The following is a 15,335-nucleotide window of genomic DNA, read 5'->3' as shown; positions in this document are numbered from 1 at the left end:
GCGGCCGAAGATTTTCTGGCAGGCGTCAGATGGTGACGGCTCCGGAATTGGTTTCGAAGGTGACGGACATGATTCCGGGCGTCCCGTGCGGGGCCAGCCAGTTCACGTCCACATCCTCCAGCGGCTTCTCCACCGGTTCGCCCAGCCACTCGGTGACCCGCTCAGCCGAGCCGGCGATCGTGAGGGAGGACATCTTTACGCTGCTTTCGTAGGCGTGGGACGGGTGCAGGGCCGGGTCGCCTTCCCACTTGAGCATGTAGGGCACCTGCGGGTCCGCGATGAGACCGAGGATGCCGATCTGCTTCCAGACCAGTTCCCTGCCGTCCGGGAATTTTCGGTTGCCGTTGACGGCCAGGCGTCCCAGGCGCTCCTCGAAGGGAGCCAGATCGTCGACCTCGACGCACCAGCCCATCCAGCCGCCGCCGGCTGCCGAGCGGGCACGCACGGCCTGGCCGAACGGAGCCTTGTCCGAAGCCGGGTGGTCCAGGACCTCTACGACTTCCAGGTATTTGTGCCCCGCAAGCGGGATAATCATGTTGCGGGTCCCGAATCGGGGGTGTACCCCGCCCTTCACGGCTTCGACTCCGAGGGCGGACGCAATACGGTCGGTGGTGGCCGCAAGGCCATCTTGTTCACAGGCGTAAGAGACGTGATCCATGCGCATGCCCTCATCTTGGCACTTTGTGATGGAGCTCTCAGCTTAGGGTAGCCTAACCCCGTTAGAGGCCCAGTTTGGGGCTCCGCCAGGCCTTGCCGGCGACTGTCTTCATCTTCGTCACAAACCTTCCCGGTGCCGGAAAGCCTTCCTAAACTGGACGCAGGTCATGAGTGCCAGCACGAAGCCCCGGCTTGCTGGCCGGCAACCCTCCATACGCGGTGGGGTGCCCCGGGTGAAGACCTGGCCCTCCGGCGCCCGCCGGGAGGCAAGCGCGGCGCCAGAGCCGTCCGGCCCAGCGGGCCGTGACGGTCTGTGCCCAGTCACAGGAGTACTTCAATGTCGAACGCCTGGTCCTTCGAAACCCGCCAGATTCACGCCGGGCAACAGCCCGATTCCGCCACGGGCGCCCGGTCGCTGCCGATCTACCAGACGACGTCGTTCGTCTTCCCCAGCGCCGAAAGCGCCGCCAACCGCTTCGCCCTCGCCGAGCTGGCACCTATTTACACCCGGATCGGCAACCCCACCCAGGACGCGGTGGAACAGCGGATCGCAAGCCTCGAAGGCGGGGTCGGTGCGCTCCTGCTCAGCTCCGGCCAGGCCGCGGCAACTTTCGCCGTCCTCAACGTCGCCGAAGCCGGCGACCACGTCGTCGCCAGCCCCAGCCTCTACGGCGGCACCTACAACCTGCTGGGCCACACGCTGAAGAAGCTCGGCATTGCCGTGACCTTCGTGGCGGACCCGGACAACCTCGAGCAATGGCGCGACGCGGTGCGCCCGAACACAAAGCTGTTCTTCGGCGAGGTCGTCTCCAACCCGCGCCAGGACGTGCTGGACATCGAAGGCATCGCCGACGTCGCGCACCGGGCCGGGGTGCCGCTGGTCGTGGACAACACCCTCTCCACCCCCTACCTGATCCGGCCGCTCGAGTGGGGCGCGGACGTCGTGGTCCACTCCGCCACCAAATACCTGGGCGGCCACGGCACCGCGATCGCCGGCGTGATCGTGGACTCCGGCAACTTCGACTTCGGCAAGGACCCGGAACGCTTCCCGGGCTTCAACACCCCGGACCCCACCTACAATGGCCTGGTCTACGCCCGGGACCTGGGAGCGGACGGCGCGCTGGGCGCCAACCTGTCCTTCATTCTGAAGGCACGGGTCCAGCTGCTGCGCGACCTCGGTTCCGCCGTCTCACCGTTCAATGCCTTCCTCATCGCGCAGGGCATTGAGACCCTCAGCCTGCGGATGGAACGGCACGTCGCCAACGCCGTGGCGGTAGCCACGTGGTTGGAGGCAAGGAACGACGTCGAATCGGTTGCCTACGCCGGTCTGCCCTCCAGCCCGTGGTACGAGCGGGGCCGCAAGTACGGACCCAAGGGCACCGGCGCCGTCGTGTCGTTCATCGTGGCCGGGGGAGCGGAAGCCGGAAAGCGCTTCGTTGACGCGCTCGAACTGCATTCCCACGTGGCGAACATCGGCGACGTGCGTTCCCTGGTCATCCACCCGGCGTCGACCACCCACAGCCAGCTCTCACCCGAACAGCAGGCGGTGGCCGGCGTCCACCCCGGCCTGGTGCGGCTGTCGGTGGGTCTTGAGCACATCGACGACATCATCGCGGACCTCGACGCCGGCTTCCGGGCCGCCAAGGACGTCTGAGGTCACACAACCGTCACAATCTTCGCGCTTGCGCCGCCGTGTTTCGTAGAATCGACCCAGGTCATGAGTGCCAGTGACAGCCCCGGCTTGCTGGCCGGCAACCCTCCTTTTGCGGCGGGGTGCCCCGGGTGAAGACCTGGCCTGCCGGTCAGCTGACGGCGGGCAAGCGCGAAGTTAGGTCCTCACATGACGATTGCCGTCACCCGCACCGGTGTTCCCGGAACCAAGCTTTCCCCCGTCCCTGACGGCGCTGTTCCCGATGGGACCGTGCAGTACCTGCAGGTCGGTTCCCTGGCGCTCGAATCCGGGGCCACGCTGCCGGAAGTCACGCTCGCCTACGAAACCTGGGGGAGCCTCAACGCGGACGCCTCCAACGCCGTGCTGATCGAACACGCCCTGACCGGGGACACCCACGTCACCAGAGGCGCGGGCCAGGAACCGGGCTGGTGGGAACAATTGGCAGGACCCGGCGCCCCGGTCGACACGGACAAGTACTTTGTCGTGTCTGTCAACATCCTGGGCGGCTGCTACGGCTCCACCGGGCCCTCCACACCTGCCCCCGACGGCCGGCCGTGGGGATCGCGCTTCCCGCTGGTGACGCTCCGCGACAGCACTGCAGCCGAAGCCCGGCTTGCCGACGCCCTGGGCATTGACCGCTGGTACGCGGTACTGGGTGGGTCTCTCGGCGGGGCCCGGGCCTTGGAGTGGGCCGTCAGCTACCCGGAGCGGGTGCAGCGCTGCGCGGTCATCTCGGTGGGCGCCAGCAGCACCGCCGAACAGATTGCCTTTGCCCAGGCCCAGACCCTGGCCATCCGCCAGGACCCCCACTTCAACGGCGGTGACTACTACGGCGGCCCCGAGCCGCACGCCGGACTGGCCCTGGCCCGCCGGATCGCCCACATCACCTACCGTTCCGCCGCTGAGCTGGACGAACGCTTCGGCCGCAGTGCACAGGAGGCCGAGGCCCCGCTGGCGGCAGGCTCCCTGGCAGGCCGCGGCCGCTACCAGGTGGAGAGCTACCTGGACCACCAGGGCAACAAGCTGGTCCGCCGCTTCGACGCCAACAGCTACATCGCCATTACCGAAGCGCTCATGAGCCACGACGTCGCGCGCGGCCGCGGCACCCTGCCGCAGGCGCTCGCTGCCACCGCCGCGGAGTTCTTCGTCGCCGCGGTGAACTCGGACCGGCTGTACTTCCCTGCACAGTCCCGCGCGCTCGCCGAGGCCCTTCCCGGCGAGGTCCCCGTCCACGTCATTGAGGCACCGATCGGCCACGACGGCTTCCTGACCGAGATCGGCCAGCTCAGCGACCAACTTCGGGGCAGCTTCTTTCGCTGAGGCGCGGAGCATCGTGTGCGTTTTTGCAGACCCCCTCTGCACTATTTGTCGTTGAGCCTGCCCGAAGAACAGTCCATACTCGTGGAGAATGACGCCGTGTGTTACAACTCACACGCGTTGTCTACCCAATGGTCCACGGGGTGTCGAAGGCGACACCGAAGGAGTCTTTATGAGCACGGAAAACGCCGCCGCCAGGCGGGAAGAGCCGGACGTCAAGTCGTCCGGCCTTAAGAAAGTAGTCGCGGCCTCCATGGCCGGCACCGTCGTCGAGTGGTACGAATTCTTCCTCTACGCGTCCGCCGCCACCCTGGTCTTTGGCAAGATGTTCTTCCCCAACTCCGGCACCGAGCTGGACGGCATCATCGCAGCCTTCCTGACCTACGCCGTCGGCTTCGTCGCCCGTCCCATCGGTGGCATCGTCTTCGGACACTTTGGTGACAAGTTCGGCCGCAAGCAGCTGCTGCAGCTCAGCATCATCCTCGTCGGTGTCTCCACGTTCCTGATGGGCTGCCTGCCCAGCTTCCAGCAGATCGGCTACTGGGCGCCGGCGCTGCTCGTCTTCCTGCGTTTCGCCCAGGGCTTCGCAGTCGGCGGTGAGTGGGGCGGCGCCGTCCTGCTCGTTGCCGAGCACAGCCCCAGCAAGTCCCGCGGCTTCTGGGCCAGCTGGCCGCAGTCGGCGGTCCCGATGGGCAACCTGCTCGCCACCGCCGTGCTGTTCATCCTGTCCTCGGTGCTGTCCTCCGCCGACTTCCTGGGCTGGGGCTGGCGCATCGCGTTCTGGCTCTCCGCCGTGATCGTGGTCATTGGTTACTACATCCGCACCAAGGTCCAGGACGCCCCGATCTTCCTCGAGGCCCAGAAGGAAGTTGTCGTCGAGAACAAGGGCTACGGTGTGGCCGAGGTCTTCCGTCGCTACCCCCGTGGCGTGTTCACCGCCATGGGCCTGCGCTTCGCCGAAAACGTCCTGTACTACCTCGTGGTCACCTTCTCGATCACGTACCTCAAGGTGATCGTCCAGGCGGACACCTCGCGCATCCTGCTCCTGTTGCTGGTGGCGCACTTCATCCACTTCGCCGTCGTACCCATGGTGGGCCGGCTCTCGGACCGCCTTGGGCGCAAGCCGGTGTACATGGCCGGAGCCGTCCTTGGCGCCACCTGGGGCTTCTTCGCCTTCCCGATGATGGACACCAAGAACGACCTCATCATCCTCCTCGCGATCACCATTGGCCTGCTGTTCCACGCCCTGATGTACGCCGGGCAGCCGGCGATCATGGCGGAGATGTTCCCGACCCGGATGCGCTACTCCGGCGTGTCCCTGGGCTACCAGGTCACCTCGATCGTCGCCGGATCACTTGCTCCGATCATCGCCAGTTCGCTGCTGGGCCAGTACAAGTCCTCCGTTCCGGTGGCCATCTACCTGCTCGGTGCCTGCCTGGTGACGATGGTGGCGGTGTTCTTCCTCAAGGAAACCCGGGGCATTTCACTGCACGACGTCGACGCCGCCGACGCGCAGGGTACCGCCGACCTGATCGCTGCCGGCAAGAAATAACCGGCAGGCTTAGCTCCCGCCGGCATCATTGCTGCCCGTGTCCGCATTCTGCGGACACGGGCAGTTGGCGTTAATGTTCTGCGGTACTGCAGCCGATGGTTGTCGGCTTCATCCCAGCCTGTATTTAAAGCCCCGGTGCGATCCAACGAATCCCAGCCGCTCATAGAAGCGGTGGGCGTCCTGACGTGCCTCGTCCGATGTGAGCTGGACCAGCGACGCCTCAACGGCCGGGGCTGCACTTCCGGTAACCCACCGCATCATCGCTGATCCGATGCCACTTGCCCTGTGGTCGCTGCGGACCCGCACGGCTTCGACCAGCAGCCGAGTGGAACCGCGCCGGGCCATACCAGGGATGCGGGTGAGCTGCATGGTGGCGAGGGGCTCGTCTGCCTCGTTCACGACCACGAGCAGGTCGTTGGCGGGATCAGCAAGGATTTCAGCCAGCGCGGACCGGTACGCAGCGGCGTCGGCGTCGTCGGCCCTGTCGCCTCGCGTTGCGCTGATGGGATCGTCAGCGAGAAGGAGCATCAGTGCCGTGAGGTCGCCGTCGGAAGCCCGGCGCAGCGTGAGCTCCTGGGCCTTGGTGCTGAGGGTGACCGGTAAGTCCAGAGTACGAATCATTCTCGCAGTCTCCCATTCATTGTCCTGAGAAGCGCCGACGAATGCGGACGCGACCTGCTGGGCAGTGGTTGCGGCCGGGACTCTGCAGCAGCGCTCATACGCGAACGGAACGTTCCCACCTGATCCAGCCTGTTCAGCCGGCACTGCCAGCGATCTCCTTCAGTGCACGCACGTGTGCGTCGAAGGCGATCCGCCCAGCAGGTGTGAGGGTCACCCATGTCAGCCGGCGGGCGTCGGGGCGGGCCGCCGATGCGGCCTTTGTCAGGGTGACGTAGCTGGCCTCAGCCAGGGTCTTGAGGTGCTTCGAGAGTGTTGCGTCCGAGACGCGGAGCGTGTCGCGCAGCACCGCGAAGTCCATCTGCTCCACCGGCCGCAGCACTCCGCAGATCCTCAACCGTACCGGTGCGTGGATGACGTCATCGAACCGGGCCTCAGGCACGCCGCAACTGATCCAGCGCCGAGCGGTGAACGATTCCCGCGAGCCAAGTGACAAGACCGAAGGCGGAAACGCTGGTCAGCGCCACGGCCCAGGGTGCGCCGAAGGAGACCAAGCCAAGCGAGATTGAGAAAAGCGCGAGGCAGACGGCGAAAATTGCGATCGTTGCCGTTGTGGCGCGCGCACCCATGTTGCGGAATCGGATTCCGGTTTCTTGGCGGATCAAGTGAAGGACAACAAGAACTACTACCAGGCCCAACCACCCGGAAGCCGGGGGTTCGTAGTTCTCCCCGGGGTTGGAGGTCGCGGCTCCTGCTACCCACCAGGCCGCGACGCCCCCGAGCGCGGCAAACAGTACCCTGGGAACACGCGCGCCGTCGGCCAAGGTTTGTCGGTCTGACGCCAGTTCGCGGAGGCTGGCGGCGGCATCGTCTGCCGAGGGGCGTCCCTCAAAATTGCTTTCCATGTCGGAAAGCCTATCCAATGCCTTTCCGATTGGGCAAGTGATGCGGAGTGCGTGGCCACTGATCCGTCAGCTGGCGCCTCGGCGCCGGGCGGTCAAGGACGATTGGCGAACTCGACGCGTATGAACTCGAGCTCATCGCGCGGGATGACGGCGGTGACCACCGCGCCGTGTTGGAGAGCTGCGCCCACCGCGTACACGAAAGGGTCAGTGTCCATCTCCAGGCCGGGGACCTCGACGCCGTCGACGCGTACCGCGATGTCTCGGATGATGGGTCGTTTGCCGACCCCAAGGTCCTCAAAGTCCCGAACCTCGCTGCTGCCCTGCGGCTTCTGCCGGTAGCGATTGATAAGGAAGTAGTTGACGTGTTCTGCCAGCACCCGGGCAGGGGACGAACGTTCGGAGGGGTCGCGGTGCCACGTTGTCTTCACGGCCTCCCAGAGTTGCGGGTATCGCATCCGCTCGACATACCCGATTAGCCACTCCGGCCGAGGCCACGGCGGGACTCGCTCGATCGACCTGCGGGTCTGCTCGTCGAGTTCGGCCAGGTTCCCCGGGTCGGACCGGTCTGTGGGATTGCGCCACAGGGTGTAGGTGATGCTCGCTGACATCTCGCTGTATCCGCGTGAGTCTTGGCCGTATTGGATTCCGACCATGTCCGCGTCCTCGAGCGAAGGCTGGGGCGCCAGTCCCACGACGGGAACCGGCATGAGCTTGAGGCGCCGGGCCTGCTCAACGCGCGGGTCGGGCGCGTCCTCGGGGAGCACTCCTGCGAACTTCATCCGGCGGGCCTTAGCCCCGGCAGCCGGCTTTGATCGTCAGTCCCGTATCCGGGTCGAAGTGAATGAGGAGCACGAGGTTGGGCTGAGGCCCCTTGCTAATCAGCCGGGAACGTTCGTCAAATGAGTAGAAACCACCGGACGTCCACCTGGACGCGTTGGTGGCACTAAAGACGTACTCGTTGCTCTGATCGCCGGTGCCTTGACCGTGAATGTTGGCGCGCTGGATAAAGGATCCGTCTTTTTGCTCCTTGGAAACGACGTGGACAGCCACCTCCAGCCTGACCAATTCCCCGTTGCAGTTGTTGATTACAGCATTGACCTGCTCGGTGCGGGTCGATTCCGCGGAGGCAGCGGCCGCTCCGCCGGCGGGAAGGAGCATCGCAACCAGGAGAATAAGGGGACTGAGGATTCGGCTAAATATACGCATGATGACCTCTCTGTCATCTGGGGGAAAAGGCCCGTGATGGGGGACCTGTCAACGGAAGATGTGCACGCAATGACGCTCAAGGCCCGCCGGAGGGGACGACAGTTATCCGCAGGCGCATTTACGGTTCCCATGAATCCCATTATCGAAAAAGGGTGCATCGCTGGTCCCCCTGGCTAGGGGCACCAGCCCCTGCGAAGAGATTAGCAAAATGCCGGGCATGAAAGCCTATAAAAAGCTTGAGGTACCGGGCGGGACGGCGCATGCAGAACAGGACTGTTCCGTCCGTCCCGGAGGGCGGCGCAGGGTCAGCCGTTCAGCTCGTCCTGGCGCTCGGCGATCTCCGCCCGGACAGCCGCGAGCACGGCCTGCACCGGTGCCGAGCGCAGCGATTCGGCCCGAGCCACCGCCCAGATGGGCAGCTGCCGCTGGAAGTCGTCCGGCAGCACCGGCACGAATCCGGGTTTGCCGACCACGAGGAAGTTGGGCAGCAGCCCGATCCCGGCGGCGCGGCGGACGGCCTCCAACTGGGCGAAGATGCTGGTGGCCTGGAAGCTGGACCGCGGCACCGGCAGCTGGGTGGAGCGGTGGCCGAGTTCGGCGACCTGCAGTGCGGACTCGACGTAGGAAACAAAGCCGTGCTGCCGGACGTCGTCGAGCGTCTCCGGCACTCCGTGCTCCTGCGCGTACTGCGGGCTGGCGTAAAGCCGGAGGAAGTAATTGGCCAAAAAGATGGTCTGGGCATTGCTGACCTCCAGGTTGCCGACCACCACCTCAAGATCCACCCCGGACCGGTTCTGGCTCACCTTGCGGGTGGCGCTGAGCATCTCCACGTTCAGCAGCGGATGCTCCAGCTGCAACCGGACCAGGGCGGGAGTGACGAACTCCGCGCCAAAACCGTCCGGGGTGCTGATCCGGACCAGGCCGGAGAGCACATCGTCGCGCCGCGCGATCCGGCCGGACAGGGCGCTGAGTGTGCCTTCGATGGCCTCTGCGGCAGCCACCGCCTGCGATCCCAACTCGGTAAGCTCCCAGCCCTGCGGGCTGCGCTCAAGCGTCCGGCCGCCCAGCTGCTTGTCCAATGCCAAGATCCTGCGCGAGATGGTGGTGTGCGTGGTCCCCAGGGTCTCCGCAACAGCGTTGAACCGGCCCAGCCGGGCCACCGTCAGCAGGATCAGCAGGTCATCGGGACTCGGGAGGCGGTTCACCGGGGGCCTTTCGTCGATGTGCATGGCTGCACATGGCATCTTTACTTTTTCCCCTTGATTGCACTCTAGCAGGGTGTGATGCTGGACATAGGAGCCCGGCAGTTACGCCGGACGCACGCACTCAAAGCAAAGGAGCTTACGCCATGGCAGTTGTCGCCTGGATCGGACTGGGAAACATGGGCGGGTCCATGTCGGTAAACCTCGCTAAAGCCGGAAACGAGGTGCGCGGCTTCGACCTCAACCCGGAAGCCCTGTCCGCCGCCGAGGCCGGGGGAGTTAAGCCTGTCGGCAGCATCGCCGAGGCAGTGCAGGGCGCCGACGTCGTCTTCACCATGCTGCCCAAGGGCGAGCATGCCCGCGCGGTGTACCTCGGCGAGGACGGCGTGCTGGCCCATGCAGACACCAAGACCCTGCTGGTGGACTCCTCCACCATCGACATCGCCTCGGCCCAGGCACTGCACGACGCCGCGGCGGAAGCCGGCTTCCGCTTCGTGGACGCTCCCGTTTCCGGCGGCATGAGCGGCGCCAAGGCAGCCACCTTGACGTTCATGATCGGCGGCGAAGCCGGCGCAGTGGCCGACGCCACCGAATACATCCGCCCGATGGCCGCCAACATCATCCCCACCGGCGGTCCCACCACCGGCCAGGCAGCGAAGATCTGCAACAACCTCATGCTGTTCATCAACCTTGCCTCCACCGCCGAAGGCGCCGTGCTGGCGGACCGCCTGGGCCTGGACAAGCAGGTCTTCTGGGACATCGCTTCAGTGTCCTCCGGTGACAGCTGGGCACTGCGCACCTGGTACCCGGTGGCCGGCGTTGTGCCTACCGCGGCCTCGAACAACAACTTCGCACCGACGTTCACCGCGGAGCTCGCGAACAAGGACATCGGCCTCGCTATCAGCGCCGCGGCGGACACCGGCACCCCGCTGGAAATCGGCCAGCACGTCCAGCAGCTTTTCCAGCGCCTCATCGACGCCGGCCAGTCCGGCACCGACTGCTCGGCCATCGTCAAGCTCGTCGACGGCTCGCTCGAGTCCGCCAAGTAGACGTTCAACCTTTTTAGAAAGAGATCCACCATGGAACGCATTCCGCACTTCATCAACGGCGACCTCGTCCCCGACGCCGAGCGCTTCGGCCCGGTCTTCAACCCGGCTACCGGCGAGCAGGAAAAAGAGGTGGCCCTTGCCTCCGCCGCCCGCGTCGAGGAAGCGATCGCTGCCGCGCGTGCGGCCCTGCCCGGCTGGCGCGCTACAAGCCTGGCCAAGCGCACCGCCATCTTCTTCCGGGTCCGCGAACTGCTGATGCAGCGCCGGCCCGAACTGGCAGCCATCCTGACCAGCGAGCACGGCAAGGTCCTCTCCGACGCCGAGGGCGAAATCACCCGCGGCCTGGAAAACATCGAGTTCGCGACCGGGCTCTCGCACGCCCTAAAGGGCGAACGCTCCGAGCAGGTGTCCGGCGGCGTCGACGTCCACTCCGTGCGCCAGCCGGTCGGCGTCGTCGCCTGCATCACGCCATTCAACTTCCCCGCCATGGTGCCGCTGTGGATGATCGGCAGCGCGCTGGCCTGCGGCAACACCGTGCTGCTCAAGCCCAGCGAGAAGGACCCGTCCTCCTCGCTCTTCATCGCCCAGGTCTTCGCCGAGGCAGGGCTTCCGGCCGGTGTGCTGAACGTGGTGCACGGCGACAAGGAAGCGGTCGACGTGCTGCTGGAGCACCCCGACGTCAAGGCCGTCAGCTTTGTCGGTTCGACGCCGATCGCGCAGTCGATCTACAAGCGCGCCGCCGACCACGGCAAGCGCGTCCAGGCCCTCGGCGGGGCAAAAAACCACATGGTTGTGCTCCCCGACGCGGACCTGGACATGGCCGCCGACGCCGCCGTCTCCGCTGCCTACGGCTCCGCGGGGGAGCGCTGCATGGCCGTCAGCGTCCTGGTCGCCGTCGGCAATATCGCCGATGACCTGGTCGGAGCGATCAAGAGCCGCATGACCACGCTCCAGATCGGCCCCGGCACGGACCCGGCCTCGCAGATGGGCCCGCTGATCACCGCGGACCACCGCGACAAGGTGGCCTCCTACGTGGCCGGCGCCGAAAACGAAGGTGCCTCCGTGGTGGTGGACGGCCGTGAACAGAAGTTCGACTCCAACGGCTTCTTCATCGGCGTCAGCCTGATCGACCACGTCAAGCCCGGCATGAAGGTTTACGACGACGAGATCTTCGGACCGGTCCTTTCCGTTGTGCGCGTTGAGACCTACGCCGACGCCGTGAAGCTGGTCAATGACAACGAGTTCGGCAACGGCGTGGCAATCTTCACCCGCGACGGCGGCGCCGCCCGCCAGTTCGAGTTCGATGTCGAGGCCGGCATGGTCGGCGTCAACGTGCCGATCCCGGTGCCGGTGGGAACCTTCTCCTTCGGCGGCTGGAAGAACTCGCTCTTCGGTGACACGCACATGTACGGCCCCGAAAGCATCCGCTTCTACACCCGGGGCAAGGTCGTCACCACCCGCTGGCCGGACCCGTCCACCTCGGTAATCGACCTCGGTTTCCCCCAGGTCGACTAGGCTTCCGCAGCAAACAGGAACGCGGGGTCAATTCCGCCCAAGTCCGGTTCCGGACGGGCGCGAAGTGGCCCCGCGTTCCTGTCGGCGGGCGGTCCCTAGCCCTTCATAATCTCCGCACGCTGGGCCATGTAATCCTCCATCGACAGCTCGCCGTTGCTGTACTTCTGGTCCAGTTCGGCGAGCCTGCGCGCGCGGTAGCCCTGGGGTCCGGACGGAACCGGAGGAACCGGCGGTACCCCCGGGGCGGAGGACGACGGCGGCTGCGCCGGAGACTGCCACTGCGGCTGTTGCGGTGCGGCCTGCGGCGGGTTGTTCAGGTACTCCGGGCTATCTTCGTACGGCACCGGGTACTGCTGGCCGGGGTACTGCGGGTTGGGGTATTGCTGGTTGGCGGGAGGCTGCGGGGCGCCGAACTGGCCGAACCCGCCGTAGTAGTCGCGCTGCGTCATCCCGTCCCGGGGCTGGTTGCTCTGCTGGCCCGGGAACCCGCCGGGGAACTGGCCCGGGAGGCCGCCGGACATGCCGGGGTCCTGGATCTGTCCCCGCTGCGAATTGCGGTACAGGCGCCTCGCGGCCGGAATCACCACGGACAACACAATGATCAAAAAGAAAATACTCACGGTACCGGGCCTCTCAGAAGGTGTCCTTCCAGCCTAACGCCCGAGGTCCGCCGCGTCGCCCGAGCCCGGCGGGCCTTCGCCGGAGCCCAGCGGAACCCCCGGCCCGAACACCGGACCGGCCAACGGCCTCTTGGCCGTGATCCCGTCGCCGGAGGAGCGGTGCCGGAGCCTGCGGACCACCCACGGGACAAAGTGCTCGCGGGCCCAGATGAGATCCCCGCTGCGGGCCTCGCGCCAGCTGCGCGGGGGCAGCGGCTTGGGTGACAACGGCTCCAGGGTGTGCTCCACGTTCAGCGAATCCAGCACCATGGCCGCGATCGTATGGTGGCCCAGCGGCGAGAAATGCAGCCTGTCCACGTCCCACATCTGCGGGTCGCTGAGCTGCCGGAGGGACCACATGTCGGCAATGATTGCGTCATGCCGGGCCGCTACGGTGCGCAGATTCTCGTTGTAGATCGCCACCTTGCTGCGGACCCGGCTGAGCACGGAGGAGCCGGTGTCCGGGCCGTTGAACAGCACCACCGTGGCACCGCTCAGGCTCAGGATCTGCACCACGGAGTCCAACCGCGCGGCGAGCACATCGGGGTCGCCGCCGGGCCGGATCAGGTCGTTGCCGCCGGCGGACAGGGTCACCAAATCCGGCTTGAGCGACAGGCAGTGGGCCAGCTGCTGGTCGACGATCTGCTGAAGCAAGCGGCCCCGCACGGCGAGGTTGGCGTACGCGAAGTCTTCGTGGCCCCGGCTCAGTTCCTCCGCGACCCGGTCCGCCCAGCCGCGGTGGCCGCCCGGGCTCGCCGGCTCGGGATCACCGATGCCTTCGGTGAAGGAGTCACCCATTGCCACGTAGCGGGTCCAGGGGTGATTGACGGTGCGGTCCGGGAAGTTCTCCATCGGTTTTGTTTCGCTCACCTTTCCATCCTGCCCTCCCGACGGGAAGCGACGCCACCGTAAATGGTTACTCCGAGGTAACTGTAAGAATGGAGCCATGACTGAAGCCCTTCCCTTTCCCGCTGCTTTTCCCGCCCCTGTTGTGCTGTGGACCCGTCCCGAAGAGGCCCGCGCCGGCAAGCCCCTGCTGGTGCTGCTGCACGGCTACGGCGCCAACGAACAGGACCTGCTGAGCCTGGCGGACATGCTGCCGGAGGAGTTCGTGGTGGCCTCGCTGCGCGCACCGCTGGTCTCCGGCCCGGGGTTCACCTGGTTCCCGTTGACAGCCTCCATCGAGTACTCGCTCGACGCCGTCAAGCAGGCTTCGGCCTACGCCCAGGACTGGATCGACTCGGTCCGGGACAACCACCCCTCGGTCACCCTGCTCGGATTCTCCATGGGCATGGCCCTGGCCACCACGCTGCTGCGGCAGCGCCCCGACGGCTACGCCGCCGTCGTCGGACTTTCCGGGTTCGTGGTCGACGCCGGGGACGACCCGAGCTTCCGGGACGCGGAACTGGAAGGAACCGTGCCGATGTTCTGGGGCCGGGACCAGCAGGATCCCGTGATCACGCCGGACAAAATCGAGTTCACCATGGGCTGGGTGCGCAAGCACGTAAAGCTCACCAAGGTGCTGTACACCGGTATGTGGCACGGCATCAACCAGCAGGAAGTCGGGCACGTGGGCGAATTCCTCACCCACGAGGTGCTCAACAAATAAGCCCGGTGGCGGCCTAGCCGCCGCGGGCGGCGTCCGGCGGCCCGGCGGCGGCAGGCTGGCCTGCCGCCGCCGGACGACGGCGCTGCTGCTAGGCGCTGCTAGGCTCCACTGGGTGCGACGACCCGGACCGTCTGGCCGTTCACCGTGACGGTGTCCCCGTCATGGAGCTGCCGGCCCCGGCGGTCGTCGATCTCGCCGTTAACCTTGACGAGCCCGTTCTTGATCAACTCCGCCGCCTCCACCCCGTCCTGGACCAGGTTGGCCAGCTTCAGCAGCTGGCCCAGCCGAATCATGTCGTCGCGGATGGGGATGTCTTCGATTTCCGGGTTGCTCATACAAGCAATAATGCCTGACCAAAGGTGGCACCTATGACCCACGCACCGCGGCTTCCGCTGCCTGTCGGACTGCTCATTGCGGTTTCGGCCGGCCTGCTCGGACCTGTTCAAAGCCGGATCAACGGCGCCCTGGGATCGGCCTTGGCCGACGGCCTGGGCGCCGCGGTGGTGAGCTTCAGCATCGGCCTGGTCCTGATGATCGTCATCTCGCTGCTGCTGCCCAGGGGGCGGGCTGGGCTGGCGGAGGTCCTGCCGGCGCTGCGCGAGCGCCGGTTCCCGCGCTACTACGTCCTGGCCGGCGCCATCGGGGCGTTTTTCGTTTTCGCCCAGTCCTTCACCGTTGGCCTGCTCGGCGTCGCACTGTTCACCGTCGCTGCCGTCACCGGGCAGACGCTGAGCGGGCTGCTGGTGGACCGGATGGGGATCGGCCCGGCGGGCAGGAGACGCATCACCGGTATCCGTGTCCTCGGCAGCGTGCTGACGGTCGCCGCCGTCGCCTGGGCCGTTTCGCCCCGCTTCGGCTCCGGCTCCGGCGGCCCCGGGGCGTCCGGCGCAGATCCGCTGCAGCTGGTGCTGCCGGTGCTGCTGCCGCTGCTTGCCGGGTTCCTGATGAGCTTCCAGCAGGCCATGAACGGCACCGCCACGGTGCACTACCGCACGCCCATCACCGCCACCCTGGTGAACTTCATCGCCGGCAGCGCCGTGCTCTGGCTCTCGTGGCTGGTCAAGCTGGCAGTGGCCGGGCCGGGCAACGCCCTGCCCGGTGAATGGTGGTACTACCTGGGCGGACCGATGGGCTGCATCTTCATCGCCGTCGCCGCCTTCCTGGTCCGCAGCCTGGGCGTGCTGGTCACCGGGCTCGGCATGATTGCCGGGCAGCTGCTGGGCTCGCTCGGACTGGATCTGGCGCTGCCGGCGCCGGGGACGGTCGTCGCCCTGCCCACCGTGCTCGGCACGCTGCTGACCCTGGGCGCCATAGTCCTGGCCAGCCTGCCCTGGTCCCGCGGGGCTCTCAAGAGGTAGCTGCGCTGCGAAGAGG

General features: G+C 66.5%; 17 protein-coding genes and 2 riboswitches. Of the genes, 7 read left to right on the top strand and 10 right to left on the bottom strand.

The annotated features are described in order from the left end of the window. Positions 1-25 precede the first annotated feature (25 nt). The gene (locus QFZ61_RS15350) at positions 26-664 is read right to left on the bottom strand and encodes a VOC family protein (RefSeq protein ID WP_307037455.1); all 639 of its coding nucleotides are present in this window, start codon (positions 662-664) and stop codon (positions 26-28) included. A gap of 156 nt (positions 665-820) precedes the next feature. Beyond that, a riboswitch (SAM riboswitch) is annotated at positions 821-936 on the top strand. A 58-nt stretch (positions 937-994) separates the two neighbouring features. Between QFZ61_RS15350 and QFZ61_RS15345 the strand changes: the two genes are divergently transcribed. The 3 genes from QFZ61_RS15345 (at position 995) to QFZ61_RS15335 (ending at position 5,198) form a co-directional block, all read left to right on the top strand. Next, positions 995-2,311, top strand: coding sequence for a bifunctional o-acetylhomoserine/o-acetylserine sulfhydrylase (locus QFZ61_RS15345; RefSeq protein WP_307037454.1), 1,317 nt, complete (start codon positions 995-997; stop codon positions 2,309-2,311). Positions 2,312-2,370: 59 nt separating this feature from the next. Further along, positions 2,371-2,486: riboswitch (SAM riboswitch) on the top strand. 11 nt (positions 2,487-2,497) lie between these two features. Beyond that, positions 2,498-3,649, top strand: coding sequence for a homoserine O-acetyltransferase (locus tag QFZ61_RS15340; RefSeq protein WP_307037452.1), 1,152 nt, complete (start codon positions 2,498-2,500; stop codon positions 3,647-3,649). Between the two features lie 169 nt (positions 3,650-3,818). Next, the gene (locus QFZ61_RS15335) at positions 3,819-5,198 is read left to right on the top strand and encodes an MFS transporter (RefSeq protein WP_307037449.1); all 1,380 of its coding nucleotides are present in this window, start codon (positions 3,819-3,821) and stop codon (positions 5,196-5,198) included. 108 nt (positions 5,199-5,306) lie between these two features. Here the strand turns inward: QFZ61_RS15335 and QFZ61_RS15330 are convergent, their stop codons facing one another. The 6 genes from QFZ61_RS15330 to QFZ61_RS15305 all read right to left on the bottom strand — a co-directional run bounded on the left by QFZ61_RS15330 (position 5,307) and on the right by QFZ61_RS15305 (position 9,156). Further along, on the bottom strand, positions 5,307-5,819 hold the full coding sequence (locus QFZ61_RS15330; RefSeq protein ID WP_307037447.1) for a GNAT family N-acetyltransferase: 513 nt from the start codon (positions 5,817-5,819) through the stop codon (positions 5,307-5,309). Positions 5,820-5,952: 133 nt separating this feature from the next. Then, entirely contained in the window at positions 5,953-6,258 is a 306-nt protein-coding gene (locus QFZ61_RS15325) for a transcriptional regulator (protein WP_307037445.1), read from the bottom strand. After that, a complete protein-coding gene (locus QFZ61_RS15320) occupies positions 6,251-6,721 on the bottom strand; it encodes a hypothetical protein (protein ID WP_307037443.1) in 471 nt (156 codons plus the stop codon). The genes QFZ61_RS15325 and QFZ61_RS15320 overlap by 8 nt, the downstream gene beginning before the upstream one ends. 92 nt (positions 6,722-6,813) lie before the next feature. Next, positions 6,814-7,500 carry a hypothetical protein gene (locus QFZ61_RS15315; RefSeq protein WP_307037441.1) on the bottom strand — a complete coding sequence of 229 codons (687 nt, stop codon included), beginning with the start codon at positions 7,498-7,500 and terminating at the stop codon, positions 6,814-6,816. A 10-nt stretch (positions 7,501-7,510) separates the two neighbouring features. Beyond that, positions 7,511-7,879, bottom strand: a complete 369-nt coding sequence (locus QFZ61_RS15310; protein WP_307037440.1) for a hypothetical protein — start codon at positions 7,877-7,879, stop codon at positions 7,511-7,513. 353 nt (positions 7,880-8,232) lie between these two features. Beyond that, complete coding sequence (locus tag QFZ61_RS15305) at positions 8,233-9,156, bottom strand: LysR family transcriptional regulator (protein ID WP_307037438.1); 924 nt, start codon at positions 9,154-9,156, stop codon at positions 8,233-8,235. Between the two features lie 119 nt (positions 9,157-9,275). On the opposite strand from QFZ61_RS15305, the gene mmsB reads away from it, so the two are divergent. Both mmsB and QFZ61_RS15295 read left to right on the top strand, forming a co-directional pair. Beyond that, complete coding sequence (mmsB, locus tag QFZ61_RS15300) at positions 9,276-10,178, top strand: 3-hydroxyisobutyrate dehydrogenase (RefSeq protein WP_307037436.1); 903 nt, start codon at positions 9,276-9,278, stop codon at positions 10,176-10,178. A 30-nt stretch (positions 10,179-10,208) separates the two neighbouring features. Next, positions 10,209-11,693 carry a CoA-acylating methylmalonate-semialdehyde dehydrogenase gene (locus QFZ61_RS15295; protein WP_307037434.1) on the top strand — a complete coding sequence of 495 codons (1,485 nt, stop codon included), beginning with the start codon at positions 10,209-10,211 and terminating at the stop codon, positions 11,691-11,693. A 95-nt stretch (positions 11,694-11,788) separates the two neighbouring features. Here QFZ61_RS15295 and QFZ61_RS15290 read toward each other — a convergent pair whose 3' ends face one another. Next, a complete protein-coding gene (locus QFZ61_RS15290) occupies positions 11,789-12,313 on the bottom strand; it encodes a hypothetical protein (protein WP_307037432.1) in 525 nt (174 codons plus the stop codon). A gap of 33 nt (positions 12,314-12,346) precedes the next feature. Continuing rightward, positions 12,347-13,204: an SGNH/GDSL hydrolase family protein gene (locus tag QFZ61_RS15285; protein ID WP_307038248.1), complete on the bottom strand. Its 858-nt coding sequence runs from the start codon at positions 13,202-13,204 to the stop codon at positions 12,347-12,349. Positions 13,205-13,298: 94 nt separating this feature from the next. On the opposite strand from QFZ61_RS15285, the gene QFZ61_RS15280 reads away from it, so the two are divergent. Continuing rightward, positions 13,299-13,961 (top strand): alpha/beta hydrolase, encoded by a 663-nt coding sequence (locus tag QFZ61_RS15280; RefSeq protein ID WP_307037431.1) that lies wholly within the window; start codon positions 13,299-13,301, stop codon positions 13,959-13,961. 98 nt (positions 13,962-14,059) lie between these two features. On the opposite strand, the gene QFZ61_RS15275 is transcribed toward QFZ61_RS15280, so the two are convergent. Beyond that, positions 14,060-14,296 carry an RNA-binding S4 domain-containing protein gene (locus tag QFZ61_RS15275; protein ID WP_307037429.1) on the bottom strand — a complete coding sequence of 79 codons (237 nt, stop codon included), beginning with the start codon at positions 14,294-14,296 and terminating at the stop codon, positions 14,060-14,062. 33 nt (positions 14,297-14,329) lie between these two features. Between QFZ61_RS15275 and QFZ61_RS15270 the strand changes: the two genes are divergently transcribed. Continuing rightward, positions 14,330-15,319 carry a DMT family transporter gene (locus QFZ61_RS15270; protein WP_307037428.1) on the top strand — a complete coding sequence of 330 codons (990 nt, stop codon included), beginning with the start codon at positions 14,330-14,332 and terminating at the stop codon, positions 15,317-15,319. Positions 15,320-15,335: the final 16 nt, after the last annotated feature.

Origin of the sequence: Arthrobacter sp. B3I4, from assembly GCF_030816855.1 — a bacterium.
GTDB lineage: Bacteria > Actinomycetota > Actinomycetes > Actinomycetales > Micrococcaceae > Arthrobacter.
This window is presented reverse-complemented; position numbering and strand designations above follow the sequence as displayed.

Excerpts from the sequence above, each read along its gene's own strand:
- QFZ61_RS15350 (WP_307037455.1), bottom strand. The coding sequence starts at position 664 with ATGCGCATGGATCACGTCTCTTACGCCTGTGAACAAGATGGCCTTGCG.
- QFZ61_RS15345 (WP_307037454.1), top strand. The coding sequence starts at position 995 with ATGTCGAACGCCTGGTCCTTCGAAACCCGCCAGATTCACGCCGGGCAA.
- QFZ61_RS15340 (WP_307037452.1), top strand. The coding sequence starts at position 2,498 with ATGACGATTGCCGTCACCCGCACCGGTGTTCCCGGAACCAAGCTTTCC.
- QFZ61_RS15335 (WP_307037449.1), top strand. The coding sequence starts at position 3,819 with ATGAGCACGGAAAACGCCGCCGCCAGGCGGGAAGAGCCGGACGTCAAG.
- QFZ61_RS15330 (WP_307037447.1), bottom strand. The coding sequence starts at position 5,819 with ATGATTCGTACTCTGGACTTACCGGTCACCCTCAGCACCAAGGCCCAG.
- QFZ61_RS15320 (WP_307037443.1), bottom strand. The coding sequence starts at position 6,721 with ATGGAAAGCAATTTTGAGGGACGCCCCTCGGCAGACGATGCCGCCGCC.
- QFZ61_RS15315 (WP_307037441.1), bottom strand. The coding sequence starts at position 7,500 with ATGAAGTTCGCAGGAGTGCTCCCCGAGGACGCGCCCGACCCGCGCGTT.
- QFZ61_RS15310 (WP_307037440.1), bottom strand. The coding sequence starts at position 7,879 with ATGCTCCTTCCCGCCGGCGGAGCGGCCGCTGCCTCCGCGGAATCGACC.
- QFZ61_RS15305 (WP_307037438.1), bottom strand. The coding sequence starts at position 9,156 with ATGCACATCGACGAAAGGCCCCCGGTGAACCGCCTCCCGAGTCCCGAT.
- mmsB (WP_307037436.1), top strand. The coding sequence starts at position 9,276 with ATGGCAGTTGTCGCCTGGATCGGACTGGGAAACATGGGCGGGTCCATG.
- QFZ61_RS15295 (WP_307037434.1), top strand. The coding sequence starts at position 10,209 with ATGGAACGCATTCCGCACTTCATCAACGGCGACCTCGTCCCCGACGCC.
- QFZ61_RS15285 (WP_307038248.1), bottom strand. The coding sequence starts at position 13,204 with ATGGAGAACTTCCCGGACCGCACCGTCAATCACCCCTGGACCCGCTAC.
- QFZ61_RS15280 (WP_307037431.1), top strand. The coding sequence starts at position 13,299 with ATGACTGAAGCCCTTCCCTTTCCCGCTGCTTTTCCCGCCCCTGTTGTG.
- QFZ61_RS15275 (WP_307037429.1), bottom strand. The coding sequence starts at position 14,296 with ATGAGCAACCCGGAAATCGAAGACATCCCCATCCGCGACGACATGATT.
- QFZ61_RS15270 (WP_307037428.1), top strand. The coding sequence starts at position 14,330 with ATGACCCACGCACCGCGGCTTCCGCTGCCTGTCGGACTGCTCATTGCG.